The sequence below is a fragment of the Spirillospora sp. NPDC048911 genome, from assembly GCF_043198015.1.
In the GTDB taxonomy this organism is placed as follows: Bacteria; Actinomycetota; Actinomycetes; order Streptosporangiales; family Streptosporangiaceae; genus Spirillospora.
The window spans coordinates 58,634-80,402 of the sequence record NZ_JBICUD010000006.1 but is presented as its reverse complement, the minus strand read 5'-3'; the positions used below and the strand labels follow the sequence as shown (position 1 = coordinate 80,402).

The 21,769-nt window shown below is 71.7% G+C and carries 17 protein-coding genes; 8 read left to right on the top strand and 9 right to left on the bottom strand.

Annotated features, from left to right (window positions below; all coding sequences use genetic code 11):
* Positions 1-81: 81 nt before the first annotated feature.
* Positions 82-1,095: a LacI family DNA-binding transcriptional regulator gene (locus tag ACGFNU_RS26960; protein WP_392597903.1), complete on the bottom strand. Its 1,014-nt coding sequence runs from the start codon at positions 1,093-1,095 to the stop codon at positions 82-84.
* A gap of 984 nt (positions 1,096-2,079) precedes the next feature.
* Here ACGFNU_RS26960 and ACGFNU_RS26955 point away from each other — a divergent pair.
* Complete coding sequence (locus ACGFNU_RS26955) at positions 2,080-3,357, top strand: DUF222 domain-containing protein (protein WP_392597901.1); 1,278 nt, start codon at positions 2,080-2,082, stop codon at positions 3,355-3,357.
* A gap of 663 nt (positions 3,358-4,020) precedes the next feature.
* Here the strand turns inward: ACGFNU_RS26955 and ACGFNU_RS26950 are convergent.
* From ACGFNU_RS26950 to ACGFNU_RS26925, 6 genes are all read right to left on the bottom strand, one after another.
* Positions 4,021-5,730, bottom strand: a complete 1,710-nt coding sequence (locus tag ACGFNU_RS26950; protein WP_392597899.1) for an ABC transporter ATP-binding protein — start codon at positions 5,728-5,730, stop codon at positions 4,021-4,023.
* A 4-nt stretch (positions 5,731-5,734) separates the two neighbouring features.
* On the bottom strand, positions 5,735-6,151 hold the full coding sequence (locus ACGFNU_RS26945; protein ID WP_392597897.1) for a lasso peptide biosynthesis B2 protein: 417 nt from the start codon (positions 6,149-6,151) through the stop codon (positions 5,735-5,737).
* Positions 6,152-6,190: 39 nt separating this feature from the next.
* Complete coding sequence (locus ACGFNU_RS26940; protein WP_392597895.1) at positions 6,191-6,451, bottom strand: lasso peptide biosynthesis PqqD family chaperone; 261 nt, start codon at positions 6,449-6,451, stop codon at positions 6,191-6,193.
* The gene (locus tag ACGFNU_RS26935) at positions 6,432-8,270 is read right to left on the bottom strand and encodes an asparagine synthase-related protein (RefSeq protein ID WP_392597894.1); all 1,839 of its coding nucleotides are present in this window, start codon (positions 8,268-8,270) and stop codon (positions 6,432-6,434) included. Before ACGFNU_RS26935 ends, ACGFNU_RS26940 begins: the two co-directional genes overlap by 20 nt.
* A gap of 80 nt (positions 8,271-8,350) precedes the next feature.
* Positions 8,351-8,458, bottom strand: a complete 108-nt coding sequence (locus ACGFNU_RS26930; RefSeq protein WP_392597892.1) for a keywimysin-related RiPP — start codon at positions 8,456-8,458, stop codon at positions 8,351-8,353.
* Positions 8,459-9,115: 657 nt separating this feature from the next.
* Positions 9,116-10,216, bottom strand: a complete 1,101-nt coding sequence (locus ACGFNU_RS26925; RefSeq protein ID WP_392597890.1) for an ROK family protein — start codon at positions 10,214-10,216, stop codon at positions 9,116-9,118.
* A gap of 120 nt (positions 10,217-10,336) precedes the next feature.
* On the opposite strand from ACGFNU_RS26925, the gene edd reads away from it, so the two are divergent.
* From edd to ACGFNU_RS26900, 5 genes are all read left to right on the top strand, one after another.
* On the top strand, positions 10,337-12,157 hold the full coding sequence (gene edd / locus ACGFNU_RS26920) for a phosphogluconate dehydratase (protein ID WP_392597888.1): 1,821 nt from the start codon (positions 10,337-10,339) through the stop codon (positions 12,155-12,157).
* Positions 12,154-13,137 carry a glucokinase gene (gene glk / locus ACGFNU_RS26915; protein WP_392597886.1) on the top strand — a complete coding sequence of 328 codons (984 nt, stop codon included), beginning with the start codon at positions 12,154-12,156 and terminating at the stop codon, positions 13,135-13,137. The genes edd and glk overlap by 4 nt, the downstream gene beginning before the upstream one ends.
* Entirely contained in the window at positions 13,134-13,763 is a 630-nt protein-coding gene (gene eda / locus ACGFNU_RS26910) for a bifunctional 4-hydroxy-2-oxoglutarate aldolase/2-dehydro-3-deoxy-phosphogluconate aldolase (RefSeq protein ID WP_392597884.1), read from the top strand. Before glk ends, eda begins: the two co-directional genes overlap by 4 nt.
* 123 nt (positions 13,764-13,886) lie before the next feature.
* Entirely contained in the window at positions 13,887-14,282 is a 396-nt protein-coding gene (locus ACGFNU_RS26905) for a PPOX class F420-dependent oxidoreductase (protein WP_392597882.1), read from the top strand.
* Positions 14,283-14,324: 42 nt separating this feature from the next.
* Entirely contained in the window at positions 14,325-15,530 is a 1,206-nt protein-coding gene (locus tag ACGFNU_RS26900; protein ID WP_392597880.1) for an amidohydrolase family protein, read from the top strand.
* 62 nt (positions 15,531-15,592) lie between these two features.
* Here the strand turns inward: ACGFNU_RS26900 and ACGFNU_RS26895 are convergent, their stop codons facing one another.
* A complete protein-coding gene (locus ACGFNU_RS26895; RefSeq protein WP_392597878.1) occupies positions 15,593-18,118 on the bottom strand; it encodes an ABC transporter permease in 2,526 nt (841 codons plus the stop codon).
* 211 nt (positions 18,119-18,329) lie between these two features.
* Between ACGFNU_RS26895 and ACGFNU_RS26890 the strand changes: the two genes are divergently transcribed.
* Both ACGFNU_RS26890 and ACGFNU_RS26885 read left to right on the top strand, forming a co-directional pair.
* Complete coding sequence (locus ACGFNU_RS26890; RefSeq protein ID WP_392597876.1) at positions 18,330-19,592, top strand: sensor histidine kinase; 1,263 nt, start codon at positions 18,330-18,332, stop codon at positions 19,590-19,592.
* Entirely contained in the window at positions 19,589-20,245 is a 657-nt protein-coding gene (locus tag ACGFNU_RS26885) for a response regulator (protein ID WP_392597875.1), read from the top strand. Before ACGFNU_RS26890 ends, ACGFNU_RS26885 begins: the two co-directional genes overlap by 4 nt.
* 45 nt (positions 20,246-20,290) lie before the next feature.
* On the opposite strand, the gene ACGFNU_RS26880 is transcribed toward ACGFNU_RS26885, so the two are convergent.
* The gene (locus tag ACGFNU_RS26880) at positions 20,291-21,520 is read right to left on the bottom strand and encodes a M28 family peptidase (protein ID WP_392597873.1); all 1,230 of its coding nucleotides are present in this window, start codon (positions 21,518-21,520) and stop codon (positions 20,291-20,293) included.
* Positions 21,521-21,769 lie beyond the last annotated feature (249 nt).

Sequence of the window (21,769 nt, the reverse complement as noted above, 5' to 3'; positions counted from 1 at the left end):
TCTCGCTCGTTGCCTGTGGGAGCGCTCCCACGAAGGAAAGACCGTGAGCCACGCCACTGTCAATGGCTCGAAACGTAACCGTTACTTAGCGGCCGCCATGCGGACCGGTGCCGTGGAGCGGCGTACGACCAGCTCGGGCCGGTGAAGCAGCTCCGCGCGCGGCGCCCGGGTGCCCCCGATCTCCTCCAGCAGATTCGCCACCGCCGCCAGCCCCATCTCCCGCACCGGCTGCCGCACCGTGGTCAACGGCGGATCCAGATAAGCCGTCATCGGCGAGTCGTCGAACCCCACCACCGACACGTCCTCCGGCACCCGCAACCCCCGCTGCCGCACCCCCCGGATGGCCCCGATCGCGATGATGTCGCTGCCGCAGCAGATCGCCGTGGCCCCCCGGTCGATCAGCTGCTGCGCCGCCGCCTGCCCGCCCTCCACCGTGAACAGAGAATGGACGACGAGATCGTCCTCCACACCAAGCTGCTTCATGCCCCGCCGGAAGCCCTCGGTCTTCCGGATCGACGGCACGAACCGCGACTGCCCCACCGCCAGCCCGATCCGCCGATGCCCCAGCGCGGCCAGATGCGCGACGGCCATCTCCAGCGAGGCGGTGTCATCGTTCGAGATGAACGGAGCCGGAATCTCCTCGCGATACCCGTTGATCAGCACGACCGGCAGCCCCCGATCGATCAGCCGCCGGTACCGCGACACGTCCGACTGCGAATCGGCGTGCTCCCCGTTGACGAAGATGATCCCCGACACTCCCCGCTCCAGCAGCAGGTCGGTGTAGTCGTCCTCCCGGATCCCTCCGGGAGTCATCGTGCAGAGCACCGCCGCGTACCCCGACAACGCCAGCGCGTTCTCGATGATCTGCGCGAACGCCGGAAAAATCGGATTGCTCAGCTCCGGCACGATCAGCCCGATCAACCCGGCCTTCTGCTGCCGCAACCGAGGCGGCCGCTCGTATCCGAGCACGTCCAGCGCCGTGAGCACCGCCTGCCGCGTCCCCGCCGCCACGCCCGGCTTCCCGTTGAGCACCCGGCTCACCGTCGCCTCGCTGACCCCCGCATGGGCCGCGATATCGGCCAGGCGCATTGTCATGAACCCTGACCTTACCTTTAGCTTTCTCTCCCAACCGCTCGCCGTCCACCAGCACCGCAACCGCCCAGCCGCCGACGTGTGAGGGCCAACCCCCAGCAGAGGCCCTCGACAAGCGGGACCGGAGTCCCGCCGGCTCCCGGCGCACAGGGCGCACCCGAGAAATGATCAAGGCCGACAATGGTCACTTCGTCGGGTACCCAGGTCGGCACCGAAGCAGGGACGTCGGTCGGCGGTAAGGGTCGGTCGGCGGTAAGGGTTGTCGCATCAATCTCGAGGCGATCATTGGCGGCAACAGTCGCCCCTTTGGTCAGTGCGGTCGTCCAGCCGCGGCTTCGCGCGACTTCGCTTCGAACATCGGCAGCGACAAAAGAAGGTTGCGGGAGGCTTGAGGCTTTCCTATACCTGCGGGGTGTGCACCTGCCTACCTACCTCCTCTTGTGGGTGCACCAGGTTTGTACCTCTGTGCGGATTTGTGCGTCTGCGGATTACTGCTTTTCCGCTTCGCGGTGGGCGGCATCGGTCACCCCTCTGAAGCACCATTCCACCCGGCTGGTGGGTTGGGCGGGGCTGGAGATCTTAAAAGTGGCATCGACAAGAAAGAAGGGAGCGGGCCGGGGGCGGTCCGGTGCGTTCGGGTGCGCTGGCGGCTGAGGTTCGTGCCTTGGTCGCGCGGAGCGCGGATTTTGCTGCCACCCCAGGTCACAGCCCACCTCTACTCTCCACACATGGCCAGACTCCCGCAACCTCAGCCAACGTGACCGCAACCCCAGAAAAGCCACACATATGCGCATTGGGTCACTTCGGCTCCGCTCAACCGTCGCCTTGAGCAACCGGCCTAATCTCCGACTCACCCCGTCCGCAACCACGCAACAACCGAGGGATGACAACCCGGCTCAAGGTTCCAACATACCGATGGCCAGGTACGGCCACCTATCATCACACAATGGATCAAAATATTGCAGAGCGTGACGGTAGAATAACGGTATGAATTCGATCGTGGCGGGCCAAGATCTCGGTTCCGCTTCCACTGCGCAGTTGGTGGAAGCGGCGGCGGCGATCGCCGCCACCCTCGCCTGCCGCCCTGCCCCCGAATCGGGTGCCGCGTGCATGGAATTGGCCGAGAAATTGGCCGTGGTCATCGGCCAGTATGAGTGCGCGCTGGCCGGGATGATCGGTGTGGTGGATCGCACCGGGCAGATGAAGGGTTGTGGGCTGGCGTCCACGCAGGCGTGGTTGCGGTGTCGGATGGGGATGCGTGACAGCCGGATCAGGGAGCGTGTCACGCTGGCTCGTCAGTTGCCGCGGTTGGATCGGGTGCGAGAGGGGCTGGCTCGCGGTGTGTTGTCGTTGGGGTACGCGACGACGATCGCCCAGGCGGTGCAGCGGCTGAAGAACGGTGAGGATTGTGTCGCGGGTGAAGGCATCCTGCTGGAGGCCGCTGCGAAGGAGGTGCCGGTCGACGAGGTCGCCCGGCTCGGCACCAAGCTCCATGATCTGATCGCCGAGGTCAACGGCACCGACAAGCCGCCCAAGGACGTCCAGCGCGGCTTTGACCGGTCCTGGGTGGTCAAGAGCCGGGCGCTGGACGGCGGCTGCTTCATCAACGGCTACCTCAACCCCGAGGACAACGCCACTTTCGACGGCGTCATCGCACCCCTGGCCAAGCCCGCCGGGTCCGATGACCAGCGGGATCTGGCCGAACGCACTGCCGCCGCCCTCACCACCGTCCTGTCCCAGGGCCACAAAGACACCCGCATCACTGTCATCGCCCATCTGGAGACGTTGACCGGCAGCGACACCCCCGGACGGCTCCGCGACGGCACACCGATTCCCGCCGCGCAGATCCGACGCCTGGCGCTCAACGCCGGAATCTCGACACTGATCCTGGGCGCCAAGGGCGTGCCGCTGTACCTGGGCCGCACCGCCCGTCTCGCCAGCCCTGGCCAGCGCCACGTCCTGGAAACCCTCTACGACACCTGCGCCGTACAGGGCTGTGCAGTACCCGGCTTCCTGTGCGAAATCGACCATGTCGATGGGTGGGCGCTGGGCAACAGCCCCACCGACATCGACAAACTCGCGCTCTGCTGCGGCTGGCACAACCGGTGGAAACACGCCAACCCCAAGCAGATGCACATCAGCAGAGGCGATCACGGACGCTACGTCTACCGGACACTGCCACCCGACGAGGCCGTGAGATCCAGACGAAGACCGTCCGATGATCAGGCCGACAACCCGTGGCACGATCCCCGCCACGCGGCCTGACCCACCACAAATTCCAGCCTGCAGCCCGGCGCACCCCCCGCACCGGGCCTACAGGCACGCCCACACCCCACACAACGACCTGCACTCATGGTTACGGCCGCGTCGGCAGCTCTTGCCAAACTCCCCACCCACCCTCGTCACCACCACATCGGCCAGCCCTACACGCGCCCCAAAGCCGCAGCGGACGGACGCCACACAGCCGCACCCGCCAGCCGCACCCCGCCTCCTCCGCGCAGCGCGGCAATGCACTTCCCCACCACCAAGTACGCAGCCACACTGGCGCACCGCCCTGCAACCCGCTCACCTCGCCGCCAAGCTCGAACCCCGGCTCCACGCCAGGCCGCAGGCGGGCGACCGGTCGCGCCAAAGGGGTGGCCGAGCCTTCCCCGTGCGTAGCGCGGCACGGTTCTTCCTCACCAAGAGTGCGGTCACGCTGACGCATTGCCCCGGCACCCGCTCACCTCGCTGCCAAGTTCGAACCCCAACCCCTCACGGCCCGCAGACGGGCGACCAACCCCGCAAAAAGGGCGACCAACGCCGCTCTCGCATGCCTTGACCCGCCGTAGACATGAACGCGGTCACCAGACGGCAGCGCCAGACGGCAGCATCAGCCGCCGCCCCCGCGCAGCGCGGCAATGCCCTTTCCTTGCCAGTTGGTGAGTGCTAACACAAGCCGCGGCTGGGGTCGCCGGTCGCCATGCCGCGGTAGTAGGCACTGGTCTCCATGAGCTCGGCCGGGGGACCCGCGGCCACCACCTCGCCGTCGTCCAGGACGATGACGTGATCGGCGGGCTGGACGGTGGCGAACCGGTGGGCGATCACGAGCAGCGCGCACTCGGCCGAGACCTGGTCGATGGCCGTGCGCAGCGCCGCCTCGTTCACGGGGTCGAGTTGCGAGGTGGGCTCGTCGAGCAGGAGCAGGGCGGGCCGCGCGAGCATGGCGCGGGCCAGCGCGACGCGCTGCCGTTCGCCGCCGGACAGCCGCATGCCGTGCTCGCCGACCTCGGTGTCGAGCCCGGCCGGCAGGCGCGCGATCACGTCGGTGAGGTTGGCCAGGTCGATGACCCGCCGCAGCTCGGCGTCACTCGCGTCCGGCCGGGCGTACAGCAGATTCTCGCGCAGCGTTCCGTGGAACACCGGGGCGTGCTGCTCGACCAGCCCGATCCGGCCGCGATGGCGGGCGCGGTCGAGGGCGCGTACGTCGCGGCCCTCGAAGAGGATCATCCCTCGGTCGGTGTCGTAGAACCGCTCGGCGAGCGCGAAGACCGTGGACTTGCCCGCGCCGGACCGGCCGATCAGCGCGACGTGGCCGCCCGGTGGGACGGCGAACGACACCCCTCGCAGGACGGGCCGGTCGGGGGCGTAGCCGAACGAGACGTTCCGGAACTCCAGTACGTCGCCGCCCCGCCGCGCCGGGTCGGCCAGGGCACCCTGGAGTGCGCCGGTCTCCTTCGGCATGTCGAGGACGTCGGTGATGCGGCGCAGCGCGCCCGAGCCCTGCCGCACCACGCTCACCGCCTCGAAGAGCGAGCCGATCGGCCCGGCCAGGTACAGCAGGTAGAGCAGGAACGCGATCAGGTCGGCCACCGACCCCGCCCCGGTGGCGACGCGGACGCCGCCGACCAGCAGGATCACCAGGAAGGACCCCTGCACCGCCAGGTCGCTCGCGGTCGCCGCGGCCGCGTCGAGCCGGGCCATCCGCACGCCCTCGGCGCAGGCCCGCCGCGCCCGCGCCGCGATCCGTTCGCTCTCGCGGTCTTCGGCGGTCCCGGCGCGCACCGTGCGGACGGCGCTCAGCGCGCGCTCCAGGTCGGCGGTCATCTCGCCGGTCGCCTCCTGCGCGTGCCAGGACGCCTTGCCGGTGCGGGCGAGGACCGGGATCAGCACCAGCGCGCCGGCGATGACCAGCGCCGCCACCACCAGGGACATGAACCAGTCGAGCCAGACCATCAGCGTGACGACCCCGGCGAGGACGATCGTGCCCGCGACCGCCTCGGTGACGCCCTCGGCGACGACCCTGCGCAGCACCATGGTGTCGGTGCCGACGCGCGAGACGAGATCACCGATCCGCTGGCGCTCGTACTCGCGCATCCGCAGCCGCAGGACGTGGTCGACGAGCCGCAGGCGCAACCCGAGGACGACGGTCTCGCCGATGCGGCCGAGGACGTACCGCACGAACGCCTTCACCGCGGTCGAGGCGGCGAACAGGCCGGCGAGGAGCGCGATCAGCCCCCAGGGGACGGGGCCCGTCGCGGCGCCGACCAGCTCGCGCACCACCAGCGGCTGCGTCAGCCCCAGCGCGGACGCGGCCAGGCTCAGCACCACCGCCAGGACCACCCAGCCGCGCTGTCCCATGAGGATCCGCGTGATCATCTTGCTAGCGGACCGTGATGAGCGTGCGGAAGTAGTCGTCGGGGAACTCCTCGCCGACCATGACGCCGTCCGCCTCCACCCACGCGTGCGCCCCGAACGGCGGGATCCGGCGCACCCCCACGCACCAGGCCGGCCACTGGCCGCGCAGCCTGCACAACAGCACCGTGGCCAGCGAGCGGGCGAGGCATCCTTCGCGGCCCGCGCACGTCAGGCTCACCGCGACGACGGACGCGCGGGCGGCCGCCGCCTCGGCCGGGATGGCGGGCCGCGCTCCGCGCCGCAGGACGGTGAGCACCCGCCGGATGCGGTCCGGGGACTGCGTCGCCAGCAACCTGGCGGCCACCACGACGACCCGCGTGAGGAGCCTGGTCCGTGGCGGCACGGAACGCGGGTCACGGAAAACGGCCTCGGGCATGCTCATGGAACGCGCCTCTCGCTTGTCGGCCGGCTCGTTCGCCGGTCAGCCTTCGGTGATCAGGCCGGCGCCGTGCAGCTCACCGACCAGGGCGCGCACGTCCCCGGCCGCCGTGTCGAGGTCGACGGCGTACTCGTCGGTGATCCGCCGGGCGGCCCCGTCCAGATCGCCGCCGTCCAGCAGCGTGCGCAGGACCAGCAGGCCGGTGGGGTTGAGCGTCCAGTACTCGCCGCTCTTCTCGTCGAGCAGCGCCATCCCGTACTCGGTCTCGGCGACCGACATGCCGTCACGCAGGCGAAGCGTCATGCGTCCTCCCTCGGGTCGCGGCGATCCTGCGGTCGTGGGCGCGCAGCCATACCTCGCACGCCACAGTGGTGTAGAGGCGGCCCAGCTCGTCCTCGGACTGGGGGCGCAGGCAGATCTCGCGCAGCGCCGCCGCGTCGATGAGGCCGAGCCGAGCCAGCCGGGAGTCGTCGCACAGAGCGAGCAGGTCGGCGCGGTGCCGGCGCAACCCCGGCTCATCGATGCTCGTTCCGTTGGCCTTGGTCTGGCGGGCGCGGCTCCGCTCGGGAACGATCCCGCGCATCGCCTCCACGATCAGGGGCTTGTACCGCCATGGCGTGATCCGTTCCTCGGGCCGCACCGCCAGGGCGGCCTCCAGGACGCGGTCGTCGTAGTAGGGGGTGGCGTAGGTGACGCCGTCGAGCGCGGCCATCCGGCCGACGAGGCGCGCGGTCCGCGACAGCGACCGGATGGACTCCAGCTCCCGGTGCTGTCCGCGGTCGCCGGCCATCGGGACGCCGTGGCGGGCCGCCTCCTCGATCCGCGTGCGCACCGCCGCCACCGCCGCGGGCGTCGTCCACGGCGGCAGGCGCGGCTCGAAGCCCCAGTCGAACAGCGGAACGTCCAGCCCTTCGGGAGGCAGGGTGAGGTTGCCGGCGACCCGGGCGAGCCAGGCACCGTACGGAGTGCCGTCGGCCAGCTGGCGGGCCATCCGTCCGTACTTCCACCGGTATTTGACCGCGAAGCCGCGTGCGTGCCGCAGCGCGACGCGGGGCCGCCTGCGCACCAGGGCGTGCAGGTGGGCGAGCGAGCCGTAGAAGAGCTCGTCGCCGCCGATCCCCGCGAAGTGCAGCCGGGATCCGCGTGCCCCGGCCCGCCGGACGGTGCTGAGGAACCGCTCGCGGTCGACGGCGACCGCGCACGGCTCGTCGAGCACGGTGTCGAGCTCCGTCCCGGTGAGCAGGCCGTCGTAGGTGAGCGGCATCTCCCGCGCCGGGATGACGTGGTGCTCGACGCCGCCGAGCCCCGCGACGGTGAGCCGGGCCCATCGCTCGTCGTCGCAGTCCGGGTCGTTGGTCTCCGCCGTGTAGGCCACGAGCGCCGGGCCACAGCGCGCCGCCACGCAGCACAGGGCGGTCGAGTCGAGCCCGCCGAGGTCACAGCTGACCAGGGCATGAGCCCGCGTCCGGGCCTCGACGGACGCGACGAGCGCGTCGCGCAGCGCCGGTGCGCCCTCGGCCATGGGTACCGCCGGCTCCGGCACGGCCCAGCGCCGGACCGTCCGGGGGGCGCCGTCCGCCGGGTCGCCCACGATCAGGTACCGGTCGCCCGGGACGACCTCCACACCGCGCCAGACGGGACGGCCGGCGAGCGGATGCAGCACGCCCGGGTCGAGCAGGTGCAGGGCCAGCCGCTCCTCGTCGATGACGTCCCCGAGCACGTACGCCTGGTCGGCGGCGACCGTGCAGCCGCCGATGTCGGCGTGGAACACCCTGCGGACGGCGCTGACGGTGCCCTGCACGCGCATGCCCGCCGGGGTCGAGACGATCAGGTGGAAGGCGCCCGCCAGCGACGCGGCCAGCCGGTCGGCGCCGCCGGGCGCGGTGATGCGCCCGGCGGCACCCGCCAGCAGCCCGGGGTCGGCCGAGTGCTGGCCGATCACGGCGATCGCCGTGGCCCCCGCGCACCCGGTGGTCACCTCGCCGTCGGCCCAGGAACCGACGATCCAGGGGCGGCCGGACGGGTGGGTGATCCCGCGGTCGCGGGCTCCGCGCAGGAGCCCGGCCGCCCGCTCCGCCGACGGGTGGTCGGGGAGAGCGGCGAACCACGACGGTCCGGCCATGGAGTGAAGCCTTCCTGGATAGGCTGTGAGTGGTTGCGGGTGGTGGCGGCGAGCCGCCACCACCCGGCTCCGGTCAGGAATCAGAGGAGCTGCTTCCCGCCGAGAAGGTCCTTAGGACCCTTGTTGCCGACACCGGTCTTCGTGAAGGACCCGGCTCGCATGAGCGTGGGACGCTCGTATGCCTGCATGTTCGCCACCTCCCCTCTTGCGTTCTGTTGTCGCAACGAGAAATGGAGATGATTTGTCTCTGGGCGCCGAGCGCTCGGAGTCAAACTAGATCTTCCATTCCTTTGTTATTTCAGGCTTGCATGGGCTTTCGGTCGGCGTCTAGTCGAGTCAGCGGGAAACCGCTGGCGTCAGTGGCTGTCATAATGGCGGGTCGTTGCCCTGACCTGGACATCTCGCAATTTAACGATCTCTTTCACCCGCCCGGAGAAGGGTGAAGTCACGCCATTACGCCAGATCCGATGTTCAGGAGGGTTAGCAGGATCTGGCGTTCCTGGGGGTACCTACGCCGGTGTCAATCCGATTCCATCCGATATGAGTGGATTTACGCTATCTGAAATATGCGGTCCCGGACATGCCGGGAATCCGGCTGACCGGCCGATCGCCGCTGCGGTGCCGACGGTTCGGAGCGCGCGCCCCTTATCAGATTCCCGACATCCGTGGGCGGCCGGTTCCGGACTGGCCGTGCACACCCGGAATGGTGATACGTCGGTGCCTTTTGAGTCATCCCTCGAAATGCGTCCAAGTTATCACGGGGCAATTTCGATTGGATTCGGCACGGCCTGATGTCCGACCTCTCAGGAAGAACTACTTCCTAAGGACTGGCAGAACGTGGCCTGTCAGGAAGTGGTGAGGGTCGCGTCTATGGCTTCAGGGGTCAGGGTGTGGTCCAGGACTATGGCGGCGCAGCCGGTGAGGCCCGCGCGGTCGCCTAGGCGGCTGGGTTCGATGCGCAGGCGGCGGGTGGCCAGGGCTGTGGCGCGCTGGTAGACGACCTCGCGGACGCCCGCGATGAGGGGTTCGTAGGCGCCGGTGAGGTCGCCGCCCAGGACGACCACGGCGGGGTTGAGGAGGTTGACCGCGGCGGCGATGACCTCGCCGATGCGGCGGCCTGCGTCGCGGACGAGGGCGACGGTGCCGGGGTCGCCGTCGCGGGCCAGGGCGGAGAACGCGGCGAGGTCGGAGGCGCCGGAACGGGCGAGGAGGGCGGCGCCGCCCGCGACGGCTTCGACGCAGTCGAGGTTGCCGCAGCGGCAGGGGGTGCCGTTCCCGGCCTGGACGGGGATGTGGCCGATCTCGCCGGCGGCGCCCAGGGCGCCGCGCTGGATCTGGCCGCCGGTGATGAGGCCGGCTCCTATGCCGGTGGAGACCTTGACGAAGAGCAGGTCATCGAGATCGGGGTAGGCCGCGCGGTGCTCGCCGAGGGCGGCGATGTTGACCTCGTTGTCCAGGAACGCGGGGACGCCGTAGCGGTCGGCGACGGCGGGGCGGATCGGGGTGCCGTCCCATTCGGCGGCCGCGTACTCCACCGTGCCGGGGATGCCGATGCCCGCGCCTCGGACGGTGGCGGGGGAGAGGCCGGCCTTGGCGAGGAGATCGTCCCACTGGTCCAGGAGCGCGGGGAGCGTGCGGGCGGCCTCAGCCTGGAGCAGGACTTCGCCGGATAGGTCGCAGACGGCCGCCTGGCCCCGGGACTTGCCCAGGTTGGCGACGAGGACGGTGCCGCCGGCGGCGTTGAACTCCAGCCGGGCCGGGGGACGGCCGCCGGTGGACGGGCCGTCGGCGCGTTCGGCCAGGAGGCCGTGCGCGATCAGCTCGTTCACCCGGAGGGCGACCGCGGGGCGGGACAGGCCGGTGAGCCGGGCCAGCTCGGCGCGGGTGTCGACGCCCTCCTCGCGGATCAGCCGGAGCACGTCGCCGCTGGTGGACGGGCGGCGCATCCGATCAGTGAAGCACGGGTGACTTCTGCATGTCGAGACCATCAATGATTTCGACTTAGGTAAGTTTTCGTTCGTAAGTGGGTTGTTTCGGTGGCCTAAGTCACGGTAGTTTTCCGGCACATGAGCCTTCATCCGGTGGTCGAGCAGGTCACGCGGCGTATAGCCGAGCGCAGCGCCGATCGGCGGGCGGCGTATCTGGCGCGGATCCAGAGCGCGCGGACCGCCGGCCCCGCCCGGGGCGGCTTGGGATGCGCCAACCTGGCGCACGGGTTCGCGGCGTGCGGACCGCTGGAGAAGCTCCAGCTCCGAGGGAACGTGACGCCGAACGTGGCGATCGTGTCCTCGTACAACGACATGCTTTCGGCGCACCAGCCGCTCAAGGACTACCCCGACATCCTGAAGGCGGCGATCGCCGACGCGGGGGGCACGGCGCAGTTCGCCGGGGGAGTGCCCGCCATGTGCGACGGCATCACGCAGGGCCGCGCCGGGATGGAGCTGTCGCTCTTCAGCCGCGACGTCATCGCCATGGCGACGGCCGTGGCGCTGTCGCACGACATGTTCGACGGGGCGCTGCTGCTCGGGGTGTGCGACAAGATCGTCCCGGGACTGGTGATCGGGGCGCTGTCGTTCGGGCATCTGCCGGTGATCCTCGTTCCCGCGGGGCCGATGCACTCCGGGTTGCCGAACGCCGAGAAGGCCAAGGTCCGCAAGCGGTACGCGGCGGGCGAGGTCGGCCGGGACGAACTCCTGGAGGCCGAGGCCGCCTCGTACCACTCGGCGGGCACCTGCACGTTCTACGGCACGGCCAACTCCAACCAGCTCCTGATGGAGGTCATGGGCCTCCACCTGCCGGGCGCCAGCTTCGTCCCGCCGGGCACCCAACTGCGGGAGGCGCTCACGGCCGAGGCCGGCCGCCGCGTGCTGGAGCTCACCGACCTGCGCGGCGAGGGCTACACCCCGATCGGCGAGATGCTGGACGAGCGGGCCTTCGTGAACGGCGTCGTCGCGCTGCTGGCGACCGGCGGCTCCACCAACCACACGCTGCACCTGGTCGCGATGGCCGCCGCCGCGGGCATCGAGCTGACCTGGGACGACTTCGACGAGCTGTCGGCGGTCACGCCGCTGCTCACCCGCCTGTACCCCAACGGCACCGCCGACGTGAACCACTTCCACGCCGCGGGCGGTACCGCGTTCCTCATCGGAGAACTCCTGGACGCCGGGCTACTGCACGAGGACGCCCGCACGGTGGGAGGCGCCAGCCTCGCCGCCTACCGGGAGGCTCCCGCCCTGGCTGAGCAGGGTCTCGTCTGGCGGCGCGGGCCGCGCCTGTCGGGCGACACCGGCGTGCTGCGTCCGGTGAGCGAGCCGTTCGACGAGCACGGCGGCCTGCACACGGTCAACGGAAACCTCGGCCGCGCCGTGGTCAAGGTGTCGGCCGTCCCGGGCGACTGCCGCCTGATCGAGGCCCCCGCCCGGGTCTTCGAGACACAAGAGCAGCTGCAGGACGCGTTCGCCGCGGGCGAGCTCGAACGCGACGTGGTCGCGGTGGTCCGCTACCAGGGCCCGCGCGCCAACGGCATGCCCGAGCTGCACCGGCTCACCCCGCCGATGGCCGTCCTCCAGGACCGCGGGCACAAGGTCGCGCTGGTGACCGACGGGCGGATGTCGGGCGCGTCGGGCGCGGTGCCCGCCGCCATCCACGTCTCCCCGGAAGCGGCCGCGGGCGGGCCGCTGGCCAGGGTCCGCGACGGCGACGTGATCAGGCTGGACGCCGACAAGGGGCTGCTGGAGGTTCTGGTACCGGACGAGGAGTTCGCCGCGCGGGCGCCCGTCGGGGGCGCGCCCGCTGAGGACGAGTGGACGGGCACCGGCCGCGAGCTCTTCCACGCGTTCCGCCAGGCCGTAGGCCCAGCCGAGCGCGGCGCCGGAGTCTTCGGATGAGCGCCCTCCCGTACCCGTGGCTGGTCGCCGATGTCGGTGGTACCAACGCGCGCTTCGCGCTGGTGGCGGAGCCGGGTGCGGTGCCGAGCCATGTCGGCACGCTCGCCAGCCGTGACCATGCGGGGCTGGCGGAAGCCGCCGCGACCTACCTCGCCGAGCACGCGGGCGGGATCCGGCCCCGCGCGGCCTGCCTCGCGGTCGCCGGTCCGGTGGTCGGCGGGCGGTTCCGGCTGACCAACGCGGACTGGGCGTCGGAGACCACCGAACGGGTGGGCGTTCACCTCGGCCTGGAGCACGTCGAGGTGCTCAACGACTTCGAGGCGCTCGCCCTGGCCCTGCCGCATCTCGGCGAGGGCGACCTGCGGCCGGTGGGCGGGCGGGAGCTGCCGATCCGGGACGGTTCGGCGCCGCTCGCGGTGCTCGGGCCCGGCACCGGGCTGGGCGTGGCGGGGCTGCTGCCCACGCCCGGCGGCTGGGTGCCGCTGCCCGGCGAGGGCGGCCAGGTGGACGTGCCCGCCGGCACCGACCGTGAGGTCGAGGTCATGCGGCTGCTCCGCGCCGAGCAGGGCGCGGCCAACGCCGAGTTCCTGCTGTCCGGTGACGGCTTGGCCCGGCTCCACCGGCTGCTCGCGACGGTCCAGGGTGAACGGGCCGAAGCCCTCACGGCCGCCGAGATCTGCGTCCGGCGCGACGCGCTCTGCGTCCAGACGATCGAGATGTTCTGCGCGCTGCTGGGCGCGTTCGCGGGCAACGCGGCGCTCACCCTGGGCGCGCGTGGTGGCGTCTACCTGGGCGGCGGAATCCTTCCGCGCATCGCTGACGTGCTCGAATCCAGCGATTTCCGGCGGCGCTTCGAGGCCAAGCCCCGGGTGGAGGAGTACGTTCGAGCCATCCCCACCGCGCTGATCGTCCATCCGAATCCCGCGCTCGTCGGTGCCACGGCCCGGCTGGCACAGACTCTCGCCCTGGAGCTCGTGTGAACGCAGACCAGCTGCTCGACCTCGCCCCGGTCGTCCCCGTCGTCGTGCTGAACGACGCCGACACCGCCGTGCCGCTGGCGCGGGCGCTCGTCGCGGGCGGCCTGCCGGTCATCGAGGTCACGCTCCGGACGCCCGCCGCGCTCGCCGCGATCGAGCGCATCGCCGCCGAGGTGCCGGACGCGGTGGTCGGCGCCGGCACGATCGTCCGGCCCGAGGACGCGGCCCGCGCGGTGGACGCGGGCTCGCGGTTCCTCGTCAGCCCCGGCTGCACGCCCACGCTGCGAGAGGCGATGACCGCCACCGGACGGCCGTTCCTCGCGGGGGTGTCGTCGGCGTCGGGGGCGATGGCGCTGCTGGAGCACGGCATCACGGCGATGAAGTTCTTCCCGGCCGAGGCGGCGGGCGGCGTGCCCTACCTGAAGTCCCTCGGCGGCCCGTTGCCGCAGGCGCGGTTCTGCCCGACGGGCGGCATCACGGTCGAGACCGCGCCCCGTTTCCTGGCGCTGCCGAACGTGGGCTGCGTGGGCGGCACCTGGCTGACCCCCGCCGACGCCGTCCAGGCCGGTGACTGGGACCGCATCGAGGCGTTGGCCAAAGAAGCCTCCGCCCTGCGTCCGGCTGGCTGAGCCGGGTCCTTGAGCTGCGGTGGATCGGTCTGACGAGTTGGCGCCCGGCAGGCCGATCCACCGCATGTCACATTCGCGGCTCCTCTCCCGTCTCCAGGTCAAACACCTAGGAAAGGGATCGAGATGAGCACCACCGCGACGAACCACCCGACTCTGGAGACCCTGACCGAGCAGCGGACGATCCTGCTCACCACGTTCAAGCGCGACGGCAGCCCGATCGGGACGCCGGTCAACGTCGTGGTGAAGGACGGCCGGGCGTACTTCCGGACGTACGACAAGGCGTGGAAGGCCAAGCGCCTGCGCAACAACCCCAACGTCGAAGTGGCGCACAGCAAGTACATGGGGAAGACCACCAGCGACAAGGTGAAGGGCCACGCGCGCCTGCTCAGTGACGCCGAGGCCAAGCCCGTCCGGCGGCTTCTCGCCCGCAAGCACCCGATCCAGCAGGGGATCGCCGTGCCGATCCTGCACAAGCTGAAGGGCTACAAGACGCTGCACTACGAACTCGTCCTCGACTGATGATCCACCCGTGCCCGATAGTGGGGGCCGGAGGTGGGACGCATGGGCGAGACGTTGCTGCGCGGCGGGCTGGTCTGGCAGCCGGGACTGGACGTGGAGAGCGCCGACATCCTCATCCGGGACGGTGTCATCGTCGCGGCCGGGGCGGGGGCCGACGCTTCGGCGGACGCGGAGGTCATCGACGTCTCCGGACGGCTCGTCCTGCCGGGGCTGGTCGAGGCGCACTGCCATCTCGACAAGACGCTCTACGGCGGGCCGTGGGTTCCGCACTCGGCCGGTGAGCCGCTGGCCGAACGCATCGCCAACGACCGGAACAGGCGCGGTGAGCTCGGCATCCCGGACGTCGATCGCATCGCCGCGCTGCTGGAACGGATGGTCGCCGCCGGCACCTCGTACGTGCGTTCCCACACCGACGTCGATCCGGAGGTCGGGCTCCGGGGCGTCGAGGCGGTGCGGGCCGCGGTGGCACGGCTGGACGGGCGCGTCACCGTCGAGCAGGTCGCGTTCCCGCAGCACGGCGTGCTCGTCAACCCCGGTACCGCCGAGCTGCTGGAGGAGGCGCTCAAGGGCGGGGTCGAGACGATCGGCGGCATTGACCCGGCCGGGTTCGACCGCGATCCAGTGGGCCAGCTCGACCTGATCTTCGGGCTGGCGGAACGGTACGGCGCCGGGATCGACATCCATCTGCACGACGGCGGCACGCTCGGCGCGTTCGAGTTCGAGCTGATCATCGAGCGGACCGAGGCGGCCGGGCTGGGCGGCCGGGTCGCGATCAGCCACGGCTACGCGCTGCCGCAGATCGACGCCGCGCCGCGCGAGCGCCTGATCGAACGGCTCGCGGCGGCCGGGGTCTCGCTGGTGACCGGAGCCGTCTACGACTTCCCCGTGCCGCCCGTCAAGAAGCTGCGCGCCGCCGGGGCGAACGTCGCGTGCGGCCACGACGGCATCCGCGACCTGTGGGGCCCGTTCGGCAGCGGCGACATGCTGGAACGGGCGATGCACCTGGCCTACCGCAACACCTTCCGCCGTGACGACGACATCGAGCTCGCGCTGGAGGCCGCCACGCACGGCGGCGCCCGGCTGCTCGGCCTGGACGCCTACGGGATCGTCCCCGGCGCCCCGGCCGACCTCGTCGTGGTGCGAGCCGAGACCCCGGCGGCGGCCGTCGTCACCCATCCGGCCCGCGACCTCGTCCTGAAGAGCGGCCGAGTCGTCGCCCGCGACGGCGAGCTAATCACAGCGCCCTGACTGCGGCGAGCTCGTCATGGTGATGTGACGGTGCGGCGGTGTGCTGGTGATGGGTGGGTTTGTCATGAGGTCTGGATGGCGTCGAGGACGTTGAGGCGGGCGGCTCGGCGGGCGGGCCAGACGGCGGCGAGGACGCCGATCACGGCCGCCGCGGGGACGTAGAGGAGCAGCCGTCCCACGGGTACGGCCAGTTCCGTCACGCCGTCCTCGGCCATGACGTTCTGGACGGTCACGCCGAAGACGACCCCGATGGCGAGGCCCAGCAGCGCGCCGAAGACGGAGATGATGACGGCCTCGTACCGGATCATCCGGCGTAGCTGCCGCCGCTGGAGGCCGACGGCGCGGAGCAGGCCGATCTCGCGGGTCCGCTCGACGACCGACAGGGCGAGCGTGTTGACGATGCCGAGGGCCGCGATGATCACCGACAGAACCAGCAGTGCCAGGACGAGTTGCAGGAAGAGGTCGATGTCCCCGGCCGCGTCCGCCTTGATCGCCTTCCGGTCCTTGACGTCGAGGTTGGGCCATGGGGTGAGGGCCGCTTCCAGCCCGCGCCGCGTCGCGGCGGCGCTGGCTCCGGGGGCGAGGGTGAGGTCGATCCGGTCGATCGTCGCGTCGGCGGCGTGCGGCCGGTACGCGGCGTCGTCGATGATCATCTCGGGTGCCGGGTGGGAGATCGCCTTCTGGCCGGCGTAGATCCCGGCGACGCGGAAGGTGGCCTTCGCGCCGTCCTGGAACTGGCCCGGCACAGTCATGCCGACCCTCCACCGCCGGGCGTCCGCCACCGTCCGGCTCACGAGGAGATCGGTGCCTCTGGCAGCGGGCGTCCCCTCGTCCACCCTGAGCCGGAAGTGGCCGGTCAGTTCTTGCGGGCGGCCGGCGGTCACGGTCTGCACCTTCCCGGCCAGCTTGATCCGGGCCGACCGGATCGCGATCGCGCTGCCCACGCCCGGCACGTTGGCCACGGCGTCGTAGGCCGCCGGCCCGACCGGGGTGACCGCGCTGCGCCCGACGACGCGGTAGTCGGCGGTCAGGCCCGACTCGAGCTGCTTGTTCACGGTGGTGGACAGCGACTGGGTGATCACCGAGACCGTGCCGATCAGTGCCAGGCCGATCATGAGGGCGGACGCGGTCGCGGCGGTCTGCCGGGGGTTGCGCAGCGCGTTCTGCCGCGACATCCGGCCGACCGCGCCGCCGAAGCGCGCCAGCGGCCAGCCGATGAACCAGGTCAGCGGGCGGCTGATGATCGGGCTCAGCGTCGTGACCCCCACGAAGAACGCCATCGCGCCGCCGCCCGCGAGAGCGAGCGTGATCCTGCCGCTTCCGCCGGCCAGCCCGGCGGCCAGCCCGGCCGTGCCCGCCACGATCGCGGTCCCTCCGGCGAACGCGCGGAGGCGCAGCGAGCGGGCGGGCGTCGCGACCTCGTCCCGCAGGGCGGCCACCGGCGGGATCTTCGCCGCGCGCCGCGCCGGGACGTACGCGGCGGTGAGCGTGACGCCGAGCCCGACCGAGTACGCGGCGATGACCGCGGCCGCGGGCACCACCGGGGTGCCGAACGGGAGCGCCTCGCCCGCCACGAGCGACATCAGCTCGGCCAGCCCGAGCGCCATCGCGCCGCCCGCGAGCAGTCCCAGCGTCGCGCCGATCAGCCCGACCCCGGCGGCCTCGCCGAGCACCGCGCGGGTCACCTGCGACCGGCCCGCCCCGACGGCGCGCAGCAGCGCCATCTCGCGGGTGCGCTGGGCCACCAGCATCGAGAACGTGTTGAAGATGATGAACGAGCCGACGAACACGGCGATCGCGGCGAAGACCATGAGCAGCGTCCGCAACATCTTCAGGATGTCGCGAAGCGGCTCGGCCACCTCGTCGATGGACTGCCGCCCGGTGATGGCCTCCAGCCCGTTCGGCAACTCCCTGGCGACCGCGTCGCGCACCTGGTCCTGGGAGACGCCGCCGGCGGCGTGCACGGTGATCCGCGTGTAGCCGGGCCGCTCCATGAGCAGCCGTTGTGCCGTCTTCGGCTCGAACGCCGTGACCGACAGCGCGCTGGAGAGCCCGCTGTCGCCGTACCGGAGGACGCCGGTCAGGGTGAACGTCCGCGTTCCGGCCGCCAGCACCACCGGCACCCGGTCGCCGGCCTTGTAACGGGCCGCGCGGGCGGTGTGGGCGTCGATCGCGATCTCGTCGGGCCGCCGGGGCGCGGTGCCGGATTCCAGGCGCATGAGCGACAGGTCCGGATCGGCGTTCCAGTCCATTCCGGTCTGCGGCTCGGCTCCGACGATCGTCCCGGCGCGGTCGACGACGGCGGCGAACCCGCTGATCTCTCCGCGGGCCTTGGCCACGCCGTCGGCCTTCCGCACCGCCGCCAGGACGGAGGCGTCCAGTGGACGGTCGCGGTCGCGGCTGCCCAGCTCCTCGCCGAACGCCTTCTTGGCCCGCACGACGGTGTCCGTGCCCCGGCCGAAGTCCTCGAAGGCGCGATCGAAGGAGCGATCGAGCGTGGCCGCGAAGATCAGCGTGCCCGAGACGAACGCGACCCCCGCGATCACCGCCACCGCGGTCAACACCAGCCGCGTCTTGTGCGCGATCAAGCTTCGGAGCGCCAGCCTCGCCATCCCACGACCCACACCCGGCCGCCTTCGCCACCAACGAGCCCCGCTTGGCATCTTCATGCGTCGATTCGAGCCCACGGGCACGGCCGGGCGGCAGCGCGCAACGGATGGACCCGCGCCTACGCACGTCGCGTTCGGTCGCGACTTTCGTAGGGTGGCAGCCGCTGGCCCGATGCGTACGGTGTTGGTTGTGCAATCAAGCCTTCCGGCGCGGCCGGTGCGCGCCGTGGTGTCCGACACCCTGGTGACCGCGGCCGCCGTCGTGGCCAGCCTCATCACGGTGTTGGACCCCAAGTCCGTCCTGCGGCCCTTCCACGGCGTGGCCGCGCTCGTGCTCGTGCTGGTCGCCCTGTCGCTGATCTTCCGCCGCAGGGTGCCGCTCACGGTCATCTGGATCACCACGGCGATCCCGGCCGTGGTGCTGGCCGCCGAGTTCCTGGCCCCCGGGACGCTGCTGTACACCGAGGGCGAGATCGACGTGGAGTCGATCTCGCTGTGGCCGCCGGGTGCGATCTTCGCTGCGTACGCCGTCACGGCGTTCCCCAAGGCGCACCAGCCGTCCTGGCTGCGGGCACTGCCGATCGCGGCCCTGATGCTCGTCCTCGCGTTCACCCCGGAGGTCATCCCCGACGCGGCCATCCATCCGATCGCCGGCCAGAGCACCGACACCGACAGCGCGATGGTCTTCCGCAGCGTCATCCTCGTCATCGGCGGCGCGCTGCTCGGCATGTACGTGTCCGCCCGCCGCCGGGTGCTCGACGGGCTGCGGGAACGCGCCGAGACCGCCGCCGAGCGGGCGCGGGCGGACGAGCGGGCCCGCCTCGCCGCCGAGATGCACGACGTCGTGGCCCACCGCGTGACGCTCATGGTCCTTCAGGCGGGCGCCCTGCGCGTCCGGGCCCGCGACGACGAGACGCGCCAGGCCGCCGAGGAGATGCGCGGTACCGGCGCCAAGGCCCTGGAGGAACTGCGCGACGTGATCGGCCTCCTCCGCCGCACGGACGAGGGCCCCGACGAGGAGGCCGGGATGCACGGCCCCCTGCCGGACCTCTCCACGCTGATCGCCGAGTCGGGCTCGGTCGGCGTCCCGGTGGACCTGGCCGAGGAGGGCGATCCGCCCCTGGCCTCCCCGGTCGTCGGGCGCACCGCCTACCGCATCGTCCAGGAGGCCCTCACCAACGTGCGCAAGCACGCGCCCGGCGCCCGCGTCCGCGTGGAGGTCCGTTACCGCACCGACGGCGTACGCCTCACCGTCCTCAACTCCGCGCCGTCCGGGCCCGCCGACGGCGACCTCGCCGCCACCGGCTCCGGCACCGGGCTGAGCGGCCTGGGCCAGCGGGTGGACCTCATCGGTGGCACGTTCACCGCCGATCCCACCCCGGACGGCGGCTTCCGGGTGGAGGCGTCCCTCCCCGCGTTCGTCCCGACGCCCGCCCCCGAGGCCGTGACGTGATCAGAGTCCTCCTCGTCGACGACGAACGCATGGTCTGCGCGCACCTGCGGACCATCCTCGGCGCGGCGGACGACATCGAGGTCGTGGACGAGGTGTACGACGGTGCCGCCGCCGTCGAGTCCGTCCTCCGGCACGGCCCGGACGTCGTCCTCATGGACCTCCGCATGCCCGGCGTGGACGGCCTGACCGCCATCGAGCGCATCACCGCCCTCGGCGCCACACGAGAGGGGCCGCCTCCCGCCGTCGTCGCCCTCACCACGTTCGACGCCGACCATTACGTGCTCCACGCGCTGCGGGCGGGAGCGGCCGGGTTCCTGCTGAAGTCCACGCCGCCCGAAGACCTGGTCGAGCTCGTGCGCGTCGCCGCCGACGGCCACACGGTCATGTCGGCCGCAGCGACCCGCCGCCTGGTCGCCTCCGCCGCCGACCGTTCCCTCGAACGCGACCGTCACCGCGCCCGCATCGGAGACCTGACCGAACGCGAGGCCGAGGTACTGGCCTGCCTCGGCGAGGGCCTGTCCAACGCCCAGATCGCGCAGCGCCTCCATCTCAGCGAGGCGACCGTCAAGGGCTACGTCTCCCGCCTGCTCGACAAACTGGGCTGCGCCAACCGGACCCAGGCCGGCCTCCTGGCCTATGAAGCAGGTCTCTGACCCCGGTGAGGGCCCTTGCCAGTGGTGGCTTCTGCCCGTTCTGTGTCAGTGGGCGGCGAGGGCGCGGGCCACGGACTCGGCTAGCTGGGCGGCGTCGGCGACGCAGCGGTAGTCGACGTGCTCGGGGAGGTCGGTGTGCAGGTGGTAGTTCGGGATGAGCTTCTGGTCGTCGAGGGAGACGAGGCAGGCGGTCGGGTAGCCGTGGCGGTGCGGGACCACGGCGTCGGTGCTCGCGCGTGAGCGGAGGCCGCGCCGCACGTCGATGTCCTGCTCCAGGGCGCAGTGGGCGATCATGTCGCCGAAGGCGGCGTCGTACGGCTCGATGCGCAGCGGGCCCTCGCCGTCGAGAAGGACGAGGTTGCCGGAGCCCACGGTGTCGAGGTTGAGGAACCAGGTGCTCTCGCGGGGGAGATCCGGGAAGTAGTGGTGCGCGAATCCCCGTACACCCTCCTGCAGCGCCTCCTCGGCACCCGCGGAGAACAGGAGTACGCGCAGGCCGGGGATGGGGCGGCGGCCCAGCGACTCCGCCAGCGCGATCAGCACGGCGACGCCGCTCAGGTTGTCGTTGGCGCCGGGCACGGCCCGGCGCGAGCCGATGTCGGCCATCGCGGCGACCGTGAGGGCGCTGAGCGCGGTGCCGGTACGGCGGAGGACGGCGGAACGGGCGGCGCTGCCGAGGGCGATGAGGGCGGGCCCGGCCACCACGGGCCACCACAGGGGCGGATTCTCGGTCATCCGCTCGACCGCGCCGGGGAAACGACTCGCGAACCAGCGCGACAGGGTCTGGTCGAAGACGGTGCCCGAGGGAGCGGCGTCGTGGTGCGCCATGACGACGAGCGTGCGGTGCGGCGCCTGCCGCTGGGCGCGTGACGGGGTCAGGTCGGCGACGACGTTGCAGGCCGTCCGGCGCCGGCTCAGCATGGTGCGGGCGAACTGGCGGCCGTAGGAGATCTCGTCTGCCAGGGCGGCGGTCAACATCGCGCCCGCGAACGTGCCCGTCCAGCGAAGGCGCTTGCCGGTCAGACCCGTGAGCGTGGAAAGGGCGGCGAGGGCGCCGACGGGCCAGGCGTACGAGCCGTACGCGGGGACGTCCTGCACCTTCGCGGAGTGGCCCAGCGCGTGCAGCCGGTCGGCGATGAGGTGCGCCGCCTCGCGTTCGCCCGGCGAGCAGGGCGGCCGTTCGATCGCGGCGAGCCGCTCGATCGTGGCGCGCAGCGCCTCCTCGGCCGGCCGGGCCACCGGCGACACCGGATGGAGGAACCGCTCGGAAGGCATACCGGAGACGGTTTCACGACCCTCGTGTAAGGGTCCATGAGCGCTGCGTGGCAGTCACAAGGCGGCCACGTGGCAGGGTGCGCGGCGGTCACATGGCGAGGTGCGCGGCGGCTGCGCGGCTGGGCGCGTGGGCGGCTGCGTGGCGGGGTGCGTGGCGGGGTGCGTGGCGGGGGCGTGCGGCGGCTGCGGGATCGCGTTCGGGGGCCGCGATCCCGCAGCCGGGTCGGGAGACCCGCGCCCGGACTGCCG